This is a genomic window from Nocardia wallacei (assembly GCF_029868745.1).
Taxonomy (GTDB): Bacteria; Actinomycetota; Actinomycetes; order Mycobacteriales; family Mycobacteriaceae; genus Nocardia; species Nocardia wallacei_B.
This window is the reverse complement of record NZ_JARWOP010000388.1, coordinates 1-10,668: the sequence shown is the minus strand read 5'-3', so window position 1 is coordinate 10,668 and position 10,668 is coordinate 1. Positions and strand designations below refer to the sequence as shown.

The following is a 10,668-nucleotide window of genomic DNA, read 5'->3' as shown; positions in this document are numbered from 1 at the left end:
CTACGAAAGTCGCCCCCCCCCCGGGGGGTTTAAAACACCCCCCCGGCGCAAAAACAATTTAGGGGTGGGTGATTAACCCCCCGAAAACCCCCCCCCCCCCCCCCACCCCGCCCCCCCCCCCCCCCCCCCCCCCCCCCCGGGGGGGGGCCCACCCCCCCCCCCCCCGGGGCGAGATTCGCATGTCCGGCTAGGTCTGTTCCCGCGCGATCTCGCCGCCGCCCACGCCGAGGCCGGTCCCGAGGCCACCCAGCGCCAGCTGCGCGAGCGGGAGGTCGACGCCCAGTCGCCGCCCGAGATCCAGAGCGAGGGCGAGGTCCTTCTCGCCGAGGTCGCGGACGTGGCTGAGGATGGGGTGCCAGAAGTCGTCCGGTGCGATCTCGGCCGTGGTGTCGCGCAGCATGATCGCGCCGGCGCCGCCGGTGATGGCGTCGGAGTGGCGGACCACCTTGCCCAGCGCGGTGATGTCGAGGCCGGCGGTCTCGGCGAGCCGCTGCGCCTCGGCGGCCGCGGTGAACGCGACGAAGTGCAACAGGTTGCGCGCCAGCTTCATCCGGGTGCCCGCACCCACCTCGCCGGCGTGCACGACCAGTCCGCCGAAGGTCTCGAACGGCGCCCGCACCTTCTCGAACGCCGCCGCGCTGCCGCCGACCATGACCGCCAGGCTGCCCTGCTTCGCGCCCGCCGCGCCGCCGCTGATCGGCGCGTCGACGAATTCGACGCCGTGTTCGGCACATTCGGCCGCCAGCTCGACGGCCGTCCGGTCGCTGATGGTGGAGTGCACGGCGACGACGGTGCCGGGCTTGGCGGAACCCAGGATGCCCTGCGGGCCCGCCACCACCGACCGCACCTGGTCGTCGTCGACCACGACGATCGAGATCACCGCGGCGTGCGCGGCCAGCTCCGCCGCCGACGGCGCGGCCTCGGCCCCGCCGGTGACGAACGGCTCGAGCGCTTCGGCGCGCATATCGCAGACGGTGAGACCGCCCGGCCAGGACAGCAGGCGCTCGGCCATCGGCGCGCCCATATTGCCCAGGCCGATGAACCCGACCCGATCCTCGCCGCCGGTCATCGGATGATCTGTCCGCCGTCGACATTGAGGATGTGCCCCGTGACCCAGCTCGCCTCGTCGGACAGCAGGTACAGGCAGGCGCCGACGAGATCGTCCGGAGTTCCCATGCGCTTCAAGGGAAGTCGCTGCACCATGTCCTGGACGATGGTGCCCGGGGTGACGGTCTTGGTGGCCTCGGTGTCGATCGGGCCGGGCGCGATGGCGTTGACCCGGATCTTCGAGCCGCCGAGTTCGGTGGCCAGTTGCTGGGTGAGGCCGTTGACGCCGACCTTGGCCAGTCCGTAGAAGCCGGAGTAGAGCCAGGCGGCGGTGGAGGACTGGTTGACGATGGAGCCGCCGCCGTTCTTCGACATCGGCTGCCACACCGCGCGGGTCACGTTGAGCGCGCCGTCGAGGTTCACGCTCATGAACTTCTTGTAGTAGTCCCACGGCACGGTCAGCAGCAGGTCGAGTTTCATATCGCCGTAGATGGCGGCGTTGTTGACCAGGTGGTCGATGCCGCCGAACTTCTCGACGGTGAATTCGGCCAGGGCCGTGGCGGATTCGGGATCGGCGACGTCCACGGTGTGGAAGACGGCGGTGCCGCCGTCGGCGGTGATCTGCTTGGCGACCGCCTCGCCCTTCTCGGCGTTGAGGTCGGCGACGACGACGCGGGCGCCCTCGGCGGCCAGCGCCTGGGCGTAGGCGGCGCCGATGCCCTGGGCGGCGCCGGTGACGATCGCGGATCGTCCGGTGAAGCGTGCCATGATGAAAGCCTTTCTGCGGCAGTGTTGTTCGGGTGCCTATTCGGCGGTAGCGACGAGCTTGGTCTCGGTGTACTCCTCGAATCCGGCGACGCCCAGTTCGCGGCCGATGCCGGACTGCTTGTAGCCGCCGAACGGGGCGTCGGCGGCGTACCAGATGCCGCCGTTGACGCCGAGCGTGCCGGTGCGCACGCCGCGCACGACGTGTTCGATGCGCTCGGGATCGGTGCCCCAGACCGCGCCGGAGAGACCGTAGGGAGATTCGTTGGCGAGGCGGACGGCGTCGTCGTCGCCGTCGTGCGGGATCACCACCAGGACCGGCCCGAAGATCTCCTCCTGGGCGGCGGTGGCGGTATTGGGCAGGCCGCTGATCAGGGTCGGTTCGACGAACCAGCCCGGCCGGTCCGGGCGGCCGCCGCCGGTGACGACGGTGCCTCCCTCGGCCTTGGCGATCTCGATGTAGCGCTCCACGCGGTCGCGCTGCCGCTCGGAGATCAGCGGCCCGCACACGGTGCCCCCCTCGGTGGGATCGCCGGGCTTGATTCCGCCCATCGCCTTGGCGGCGGCCTTGACCGCGGCGTCGTAGGACGCGCGGGGGACCAGCAGGCGGGTGGTGAGCGCGCAGCCCTGCCCGGCGTGCACGCAGACCGAGAATCCGGCATAGCTCGCGGCGGCGGCGATGTCGGCGTCGTCGAGCACGATGAACGCCGACTTGCCGCCCAGTTCGAGGAACACCTTCTTCAATGTCGTTGCGGCGGTGGCCATCACGGCCTTGCCCGTGGCGGTCGAGCCGGTGAACGACACCATGTCCACGCGCGGATCGCCCGCGAGCTGCGCGCCCAGGGCGTGGTCGTCGGAGGTCACGATGTTGACCACGCCCGCGGGGATGTCGGTCTGCTCGGCGATGACCTTGCCGACCAGCGCCGCACACCACGGGGTGTCGGGGGCGGGCTTGAGGACCACCGTCGCGCCCGCGGCCAGCGCCGGGCCGAGTTTGGCGAAATTGATCTGGTGCGGGAAGTTCCACGGCGTGATCGCCCCGACCACGCCCACCGCCTCCCGTCGCAGCTTCCGGCCGGACTTGATACCCATCGGCGACGCGACGCCGAGATCGGTTTCCCACGCGTAGTTCTCGGCCAGATCGGCGAAGTACCCCAGATCGCCGATCGGGCCCTCCAGTTGCGGGCCGCTGGTCAGCATGCGCGGCGCGCCCACCTCGGCGATGGTCAGCTCGCGCAGCTCGTCGATGTTGTCGCGCAAGGCATCTCGCAGCTGCCGCAGGCAGGCCGCGCGGAACGCGTGATCGCGCGACCAGCCGGTGTCGTCGAACGCCGACCGCGCCGCCGCGATCGCGGCGTCCATATCGCCGGCGTCGCCGTTGGCGGCCTGGCCCAACACCTCCCCGGACGCCGGATTCACCGTGGCGAACACCCCGGCGCCGCCCGGCACCAGTTTGCCCCCGACCAACAGCTGCGAGCCTTCCGCGCTGGGCAACAGTTTGCTCATGCATTTCTCCGAGATCTGTCTGGACACCTGTACGGACTATAGTTCGATAACTGGTTCGGGTACAAGAACGCGTTGCAGGAGGAATGGATATGGCCGAGGAGCAACTGCTGGCCGGGATGGGTGCCGTGGTCGTGGGCGGGGGGAGCGGTATCGGTCTGGCGGTAGCCGAGACGCTGGCCGCGCACGGGGCGGGCGTGGTGGTCAACTCGCGGTCCGCGGCGGCCGTCGACCGGGCCGCCGACGCGATCCGGCGGGCGGGTGGCCGGGCGCTGCCGCTGGCCGGTTCGGCCGCCGACGAGATCGTCGCGGAACGCCTCGTCGAGACGTGTGCCGACGCGTACGGCGCGATCGACATCCTGGTGAACTGCGCCGCCGTCCCCGAACCGCCGCGCTCGTCGATTCTCGATGTGCGCCAGGAGGATTGGCGTACCCTGCTGGATTCGCACCTGGCGACGGTCTTCAACACCTGCCGCGCCGCGGCGCCCCGCATGGCCGCGCGGGGCTCGGGCTCGATCGTCAACACGGGCTCGTTCGCCTACCTCGGCGACTACGGCGGCACTGGATATCCGGCGGGCAAGGGCGCGGTGACCAGCCTGACCCTCGCCGTCGCCGCGGACCTGAAGGAGCACGGCGTGCGGGCCAATGTCGTGTGCCCGGGCGCGAAGACGCGATTGTCGACCGGGGTCGACTACGAGGCGCACATCCGGGACCTGCATCGGCGGGGCCTGCTGGACGAGGCGACCATGCGCGCCTCGCTGGACGCGCCGCCGCCGGAGTACGCCGCCGCGCTGTATCTCTATCTGGCCTCGGACGCGGCGCGGGCGGTCAACGGCGAGATATTCATCGCCGCAGGCGGTTTCGTCGGCCGCTTCGAGCGACCGGCGATGACGCCGCTGGGCTACCGAGACCACGAGGGTCAGCCGCCGTGGACCGTCGCCGAGCTGGCCCGGATGGCCGAGCGGTGAGTTCGGACCGGCCATATCGGAAAGGACCGTTGTCGAGACATCGGTCCGGTGGTAGTTTCCAGACAGGTGTCCGGCCTTGTGTCTCGCGGAGAGGTGCCGATGAGTTTCGATATGAACCTGTTCCAGTTGCCGGGGTGGTCCCGATGACGGCGTCGTCGGTGGAACCGCTGCTGTTCGATCCGTACGACTACGGCTTCCACGACGACCCGTACCCGGTCTACCGGCGGCTGCGAACCGAATCGCCGCTGTACCACAACCCGGAGCTCGGCTTCTGGGCGTTGTCGCGGCACGCCGACGTGACCTCCGCGTTCCGCGACAGCACGCGGCTGTCGAGCGCGAACGGGGTGTCGCTGGATCCGGCGGCGTGGGGACCGCACGCGCACAAGACGATGTCGTTCCTGGCGATGGACGACCCGCGGCATCTGCGCATGCGCCAGCTGGTGTTCAAGGGTTTCACCCCGCGCCGGGTCACCGAGATGACCGGGCGGATCGAGGAATTGACCGTCCAGCACCTGGAACCGGCGCTGGCGAGCGGCAGCTTCGACTGGATCGAGGAGGTCGCGGGCAAGCTCCCGATGGACGTCATCTCGGAGCTGATGGGCGTGCCCGAGAGCGACCGTGCCGAGATCCGGCGGCTCGCGGATCTGGTGGTGCATCGCGAGGACGGCGTCCTCGACGTGCCCGCCGCCGCCATCGACGCCTCGCTGCAACTGGTCGGCTACTACGCCGACATGGTCGCGCAACGCCGTAGCGCCCGCACCGAGGACCTGACCTCGGCGCTGGTCGATGCCGAGATCGACGGGGACAAGCTCTCCGACGACGAGATCATCGGCTTCATGTTCCTGATGGTGGTGGCGGGCAACGAGACCACGACCAAACTGCTCGGCAACGCGCTGTACTGGGCGGGCCGCTTCCCCGACCAGTTCGCGAAGGTGCGCGCCGACCACGATCTGGTCGGGGCCTGGGTGGAGGAGACGCTGCGCTACGACACCTCGAGCCAGATGGTGGCCCGGTCGGCGGCGGCCGACATCGAATTCGAGCACGGCCTGGTCCCCGCGGGCGCCAAGGTGCTGTTGCTGATCGGCTCGGCGAATCGTGACGCGGCCGTGTTCGACGACGGCGACGTCTACGACATCGAGCGACCGGACAAGGGCAAGCTGGTCAGCTTCGGCAGCGGCGTGCACTTCTGCCTGGGCGCGCACCTGGCGCGGCTGGAGGCCGGAATCGCGTTGCGCGCCTTCGTCGATCGCGTCCGCGACTACCGCGTCGACGAGAGCGGCATCGAGCGCGTGCACTCCACCAACGTGCGGGGCTTCGCCACACTCCCCATCACCGTGGAGGTTTCGCCATGACGATACGGATCGAGGTGGATCTCGACCTGTGCCAGGGCCACGCCGTGTGCCAGGCCGAGTCCCCGGAGATCTTCTCCGTGCCCAAGCACGGCAAGGCGCAGCTGTTGCGTGCGCCGGACGACCGTGACCGCGCCGACGTGGAGAACGCCGTGCGGTACTGCCCGACCCAAGCGCTGTCGGTCGTCGAGGACGACCGGACCCCGGAAAACGAAGGATCGTGACCCATGGCCGCATTCGCACGCGACGAGCTCGACGAGATGGTTCGCCGCTGGGAGGACGAGAACAAGCGATGTGAGGAGCTGGGCGACTGGCGTCCGCTCGCGGAGATGTACACCGAGGACGCCACCTACGGCTGGAACTACGGGCCGACACAGGAATTCATGGCGGTCGGGCGCGCGGAGATCCGGGACCTCGCCCTCGGTCAGGAGATGGACGGCCTCGAGGGGTGGACGTACCCGTACCAGGAATTCGTGATCGACGACCGCAGCGGCACGGTGATCGGGTTCTGGAAGCAGATCAACGAGAAGACCCGCGACGACGGCCGCCCCTACATGCCGGAGGGCATCGGCGGCAGCTGGTTCCGATACGGCGGCGACTTCCAATGGTCGTGGCAGCGCGACTTCTTCGACTTCGGCAACGTGTCGGCGCTGTTCATGGAGATGATCACCGCCAACGCGCTCTCGCCCGGCATGCAGAAGCGCATCGAGCGATCGGCGTCGGGACCGCTGCCGGGGTGGTATCGCATCGGCACCGCGCCGGCGCAGCTGTGGGACCGATGATGTCCAGCCGGTTCGCCGACCTCTCGCGCGAACAGCTCGCGGTGCTGGTGCCGGAGCTGCTGCTGTGCGGGCACCTCATCGACCGGTCGGGAATGGCGCATTCCATCGCGGCGTTCGGCCGGGACGGCATGGCGGAGATCGCGATCGAGGAATGGCAGCTCGCCAGCCCGGTGTACACGCGGCGGATGCGCGCGGCGCTGCGCATACCCGGCAACGGCGTCGAGACGATCTTCAAGGGATTGCAGCTGGACATCGGGGCGCCGCCGCAGTTCATGGATTTCCGGTTCCGGATCGACGACCACGACCACGGCGAGTTCTGGCTCGATCACTGCGGGGCGCTGGCGGACGTGGAGCCGATGGGCGAGGACTTCGTGGTGGCCATGTGCCACACCATCGAGGACCCGACCTTCGACGCGACGGCGCTGGCGACCAATCCGCACGCGCAGGTGCGCCCGATCCACCGTCCGCCGCGGCGCCCGGCGGACCGGCATCCGGTGTGCGCGTGGACGGTGATCATCGACGCGGCGCACGAGCCGCCGGCGGTGCCGGTGCACGCCCCGCTGGTGGAGAACTCGGCGGCCGCCCGCGTGGAACTCGACCCCATCGATCCGGACGACCCCGGCAACGCGGATTACGCGGGCCCGCTGCTGAGCGATATCCGCTTCGCCGACTTCTCACGGTCGGCCCTGGTGCGGATGGCCGACGAGGTGTGCCTGCAGCAGCACCTGCTGACCCTCGGTTTCCTGATCGCCGTGCGGGAGCGCGGCGGCGCGGACCGGGCCCGCGAGATCGGGCGCAAGCAGTTCACCGGCATCGCCGGGCTCACCGCCGAGCGGATCCGCAAGGCGCTGGGCCTGGGCGACGACCTCGCGGCGCTGGTACAGGTGCTGCGCCTGCATCCGGCCTGGAACCCCGCGGCCTACGTCGGGCTGGAAATCGCCCCCGACGGCGACGGCGTGCTTGTGCGCCTGGACCGCACCGGCGGCGGCGTCACCGACGGCGCGTGGCCCGCGCTGGTCGAACCCGATCACCTCGAACCCGTCGACGCGATGATCCGCGGGGTGAACCCGCGGTTCCGGTCGCGGGTCCGCGCCGCCGACGACACCACCCTCACTATCGAGATCACCACCGCCGCAGAGCCTTTCAAGGAGGCCTCGGAGGTCGCCGTGACGCGCTTCAGTACCGGCGCCGACTTCGCCTTCGCCGACCGCGGCATCCCGCTGCCGCTGTCCGTCGTGTAAGCACCATCGAAAGAGCCGAACACCATGCCGAACAATTTCGCCGACCTGTTCGAGCACGCCGTCGACGCGATGCCCGACCGGGTCGCGCTGATCCAGGGTCCGCGCCGGCTCACCTTCGCGGAACTGGATGCTCGCGCCGGTCGGCTGGCGCGCTACCTCACCTCGATCGGGGCCGGCGCCGGAACACATGTCGGGTTCCAGATGCACAACTCCCTCGAGACGATGGAGACGCTGATCGCCTGCTTCAAGGTGCGGGCGGTCCCGATCAACATCAACTACCGCTACGGCGCGGAGGAGTTGCGCTACGTCTACGACAACGCCGATCTGGAGGTGCTGGTCCACCACCGCTGCTACTCCCCGGTGATCGAACAGGTGCGTCCGCTGGTGCCCGGACTGCGGCACGCCGTGGTCGCCGAGGATGATCTGGGCTCCGGCGCCGAGAGTAGCTCCGTGCCGTACGAACAAGCGCTGCAAGGCTTCTCGCCGGATCGCGCACCGATCGAGCGCAGCGCCGACGACCTGTTCATGATGTACACCGGCGGCACCACCGGCCTGCCCAAGGGCGTGATGTGGCGGCAGGAGGACATGTGGCGGGTGCTCGGCGGCGGCATCGACTTCTACACCGGTGAGCCGGTCGCCGACGAGTACCAGCAGTCCCGGGTGGGTGCCCAGAACCCGGCCATGACCTGGCTGGTGCTGCCGCCGCTGATCCACGCCTCCGCCATGATGCCCACCTTCAACGCGCTGTGGTCGGGCAACGCGACGATCTTCCTGTCCGCCTTCGACCCGGCCGAGGTGTGGCGGACGGTGGCTCGCGAACGTCCGCAGGTGCTGGTGCTGACCGGCGATGCCATGGCCCGTCCGCTGCTCGACGCGCTGCGTGCCGAGCCGGCGGACACCTCCTCGCTGATGGTCGTCGCCTCGGGCGCGGCGCTGCTGTCGCAGCCGGTGAAGAACGAACTGCTGGAGCTGTTTCCGCAGGCGCTGGTCTCGGACTCCATCGGCTCCTCCGAAACCGGTTTCGGCGGTATGGGTTTCGCGCAGAAGGACGACGATCCCGCGCGCGGCCCGCGCGTGCAGGTCGGCCGCGGGGCGGTGGTCGTCGACGACGAGGCCCGCCCGGTGGCGCCGGGCGGTGAAGGCTGGCTGGCCAAGACCGGCTCGGTCCCGATCGGCTACTACAAGGATCCGGCCAAGACCGACAAGCTGTTCCGCACCGTCGACGGCGCGCGGGTCGTGGTCACCGACGACCGCGCGCGGGTCGAGGACGACGGCTCGATCACCCTGATCGGCCGCGGCAACATGGTGATCAACACCGGCGGCGAGAAGGTCTTCGCCGAGGAGGTGGAGGCCGTGGTCAAGGCGCACGAGTCGATCTACGACGCGGTGGTGATCGGCGTGCCGCACGACCGCTGGGGCCATCAGGTCGCCGCCGTGGTCTCCGCGCATGCTCCGGACGCCGTCGACTTCGCCGCGCTGGAACGACATGTGCGCGCCCATCTGGCCGGATACAAACTGCCCCGGCGTATCTGGGTGACCGATGTGGTCACCCGCACCCCCAGCGGAAAGCCCGACTACCGAGCGGCCAAGGCCTGCGCGGAATCCCGGGAACCGGACCATGTCGTCAGCGCTTCGCAGCGACGCGGACGCGAGGAGGAAAAGTGACAGCTCCGTCGATACCGAGCGGATTCGATTTCACCGACCCGGGACTGTGGGAAACCCGCAGTCCCGTAGCGGAATTCGCGGAACTGCGGCGCACCGCGCCGGTGTGGTGGAACGCCCAGACCCCCGAGCAGGCCGCTCCGTTCGAGGACGGCGGGTACTGGGTGGTGAGCCGCCACGAGGACATCAAGGAGATCTCGCGCCGGGCGGACGTGTATTCCTCCGAGCAGAAGGGGTCGATCATCCGGCTGCCCGGCTTCGCGACCCCCGAGCAGTTGGCGGGCACGAGCGCGCTGCTGGTCAACATGGATCCGCCGAAGCACAGCAAGATCCGCCGCATCGTCTCCAAGGGCTTCACGCCGCGGGCGGTGGAGGGCCTGCGGGCGGCGCTGACCGCGCGCGCCGAACGAATCGTGCACGCCGCCAAGGCTTCCGGCGGCGGTGACTTCGTCGAGCAGGTGGCGTGCGAGCTGCCGCTGCAGGCGATCGCGGAGCTGCTGGGCGTGCCGCAGGACGATCGGCACAAGCTGTTCGACTGGTCGAACCAGATGCTCAACTACGACGACCCGGAGTACGGCGACCCGGTGACCGCCTCCGCCGAGATCCTCGGCTACGCCTGGAACATGGCCGAGCGGCGGCGCGCGGAGCCCGCCGACGACATCGTCAGCCAACTGGTGAGCGCCGACATCGACGGCGAGGCACTGGGTTCCGACGAATTCGGGTTCTTCGTGATCCTGCTGTCCGTGGCGGGCAACGAGACTACCCGCAATGCCATCACCCACGGCATGAAGGCGTTCGTGGACCACCCCGAGCAGTGGGAGCTGTACCGGGAGCAGCGGCCGCGCACCGCCCCGGACGAGATCGTGCGCTGGGCGACACCGGTCACGGCGTTCCAGCGCACCGCGACTCAGGACACCGAACTGGGCGGGCAGCGCATCCGCGCGGGGGAGCGGCTCGGATTGTTCTACAGCTCCGCCAATTTCGACGAGGACGCGTTCGACGCGCCGTTCACCTTCGACGTGCTGCGCGACCCCAATCCGCATCTGGGCTTCGGCGGCACCGGCGCGCACTTCTGCGTGGGCGCCAATCTGGCCCGGCTGGAGATCGACCTGATGTTCAACGCCATCGCCGACGCCATGCCGAACCTGCGGCAGGTCGCCGATCCGGTGCGGCTGCGGTCCGGCTGGATCAACGGCGTCAAGCATTGGCAGGTCGCCTACCACTGACCCACGGCATACGACGGGCGGGGGGGCCGCGTTTCGCAAAACCCCCCCGGCGGGGAGGTTGGGGATAAATGGGTTGACCCCGGGATGGAAAACCCCGCGGCCCAACCCCGAGCCCCCGGGGCGGG

Annotated in this window: 10 protein-coding genes; 7 read left to right on the top strand and 3 right to left on the bottom strand. The window is 69.7% G+C overall.

Annotation, left to right across the window (positions count from 1 at the left end):
* Window positions 1-187: 187 nt before the first annotated feature.
* Genes QH470_RS37635 through QH470_RS37625 form a run of 3 tightly spaced genes read right to left on the bottom strand, consistent with a single transcriptional unit; the run spans window position 188 to window position 3,318 of the window.
* Window positions 188-1,069 carry an NAD(P)-dependent oxidoreductase gene (locus QH470_RS37635; protein ID WP_280277174.1) on the bottom strand — a complete coding sequence of 294 codons (882 nt, stop codon included), beginning with the start codon at window positions 1,067-1,069 and terminating at the stop codon, window positions 188-190.
* Entirely contained in the window at window positions 1,066-1,815 is a 750-nt protein-coding gene (locus tag QH470_RS37630; RefSeq protein ID WP_280277173.1) for an SDR family oxidoreductase, read from the bottom strand. Before QH470_RS37630 ends, QH470_RS37635 begins: the two co-directional genes overlap by 4 nt.
* A 36-nt stretch (window positions 1,816-1,851) precedes the next feature.
* Window positions 1,852-3,318 carry an aldehyde dehydrogenase gene (locus QH470_RS37625; RefSeq protein ID WP_280277172.1) on the bottom strand — a complete coding sequence of 489 codons (1,467 nt, stop codon included), beginning with the start codon at window positions 3,316-3,318 and terminating at the stop codon, window positions 1,852-1,854.
* 89 nt (window positions 3,319-3,407) lie between these two features.
* Between QH470_RS37625 and QH470_RS37620 the strand changes: the two genes are divergently transcribed.
* The 7 genes from QH470_RS37620 to QH470_RS37590 all read left to right on the top strand — a co-directional run bounded on the left by QH470_RS37620 (window position 3,408) and on the right by QH470_RS37590 (window position 10,543).
* The gene (locus tag QH470_RS37620) at window positions 3,408-4,283 is read left to right on the top strand and encodes an SDR family NAD(P)-dependent oxidoreductase (protein ID WP_280277171.1); all 876 of its coding nucleotides are present in this window, start codon (window positions 3,408-3,410) and stop codon (window positions 4,281-4,283) included.
* 143 nt (window positions 4,284-4,426) lie between these two features.
* The gene (locus tag QH470_RS37615; protein WP_280277170.1) at window positions 4,427-5,635 is read left to right on the top strand and encodes a cytochrome P450; all 1,209 of its coding nucleotides are present in this window, start codon (window positions 4,427-4,429) and stop codon (window positions 5,633-5,635) included.
* Between the two features lie 2 nt (window positions 5,636-5,637).
* Window positions 5,638-5,856 (top strand): ferredoxin, encoded by a 219-nt coding sequence (locus QH470_RS37610; protein WP_280277175.1) that lies wholly within the window; start codon window positions 5,638-5,640, stop codon window positions 5,854-5,856.
* A gap of 3 nt (window positions 5,857-5,859) precedes the next feature.
* Window positions 5,860-6,414 (top strand): nuclear transport factor 2 family protein, encoded by a 555-nt coding sequence (locus tag QH470_RS37605; RefSeq protein ID WP_280277169.1) that lies wholly within the window; start codon window positions 5,860-5,862, stop codon window positions 6,412-6,414.
* The gene (locus QH470_RS37600) at window positions 6,411-7,655 is read left to right on the top strand and encodes a hypothetical protein (protein ID WP_280277168.1); all 1,245 of its coding nucleotides are present in this window, start codon (window positions 6,411-6,413) and stop codon (window positions 7,653-7,655) included. Before QH470_RS37605 ends, QH470_RS37600 begins: the two co-directional genes overlap by 4 nt.
* Window positions 7,656-7,679: 24 nt before the next feature.
* Window positions 7,680-9,320 (top strand): acyl-CoA synthetase, encoded by a 1,641-nt coding sequence (locus QH470_RS37595; protein WP_280277167.1) that lies wholly within the window; start codon window positions 7,680-7,682, stop codon window positions 9,318-9,320.
* Window positions 9,317-10,543, top strand: a complete 1,227-nt coding sequence (locus QH470_RS37590; RefSeq protein ID WP_280277166.1) for a cytochrome P450 — start codon at window positions 9,317-9,319, stop codon at window positions 10,541-10,543. The genes QH470_RS37595 and QH470_RS37590 overlap by 4 nt, the downstream gene beginning before the upstream one ends.
* Window positions 10,544-10,668: the final 125 nt, after the last annotated feature.

Bases quoted from the DNA above. Each gene is read 5' to 3' on its own strand.
- QH470_RS37635 (WP_280277174.1), bottom strand. From the start codon at position 1,069: ATGACCGGCGGCGAGGATCGGGTCGGGTTCATCGGCCTGGGCAATATG.
- QH470_RS37630 (WP_280277173.1), bottom strand. From the start codon at position 1,815: ATGGCACGCTTCACCGGACGATCCGCGATCGTCACCGGCGCCGCCCAG.
- QH470_RS37625 (WP_280277172.1), bottom strand. From the start codon at position 3,318: ATGAGCAAACTGTTGCCCAGCGCGGAAGGCTCGCAGCTGTTGGTCGGG.
- QH470_RS37620 (WP_280277171.1), top strand. From the start codon at position 3,408: ATGGCCGAGGAGCAACTGCTGGCCGGGATGGGTGCCGTGGTCGTGGGC.
- QH470_RS37615 (WP_280277170.1), top strand. From the start codon at position 4,427: ATGACGGCGTCGTCGGTGGAACCGCTGCTGTTCGATCCGTACGACTAC.
- QH470_RS37605 (WP_280277169.1), top strand. From the start codon at position 5,860: ATGGCCGCATTCGCACGCGACGAGCTCGACGAGATGGTTCGCCGCTGG.
- QH470_RS37600 (WP_280277168.1), top strand. From the start codon at position 6,411: ATGATGTCCAGCCGGTTCGCCGACCTCTCGCGCGAACAGCTCGCGGTG.
- QH470_RS37595 (WP_280277167.1), top strand. From the start codon at position 7,680: ATGCCGAACAATTTCGCCGACCTGTTCGAGCACGCCGTCGACGCGATG.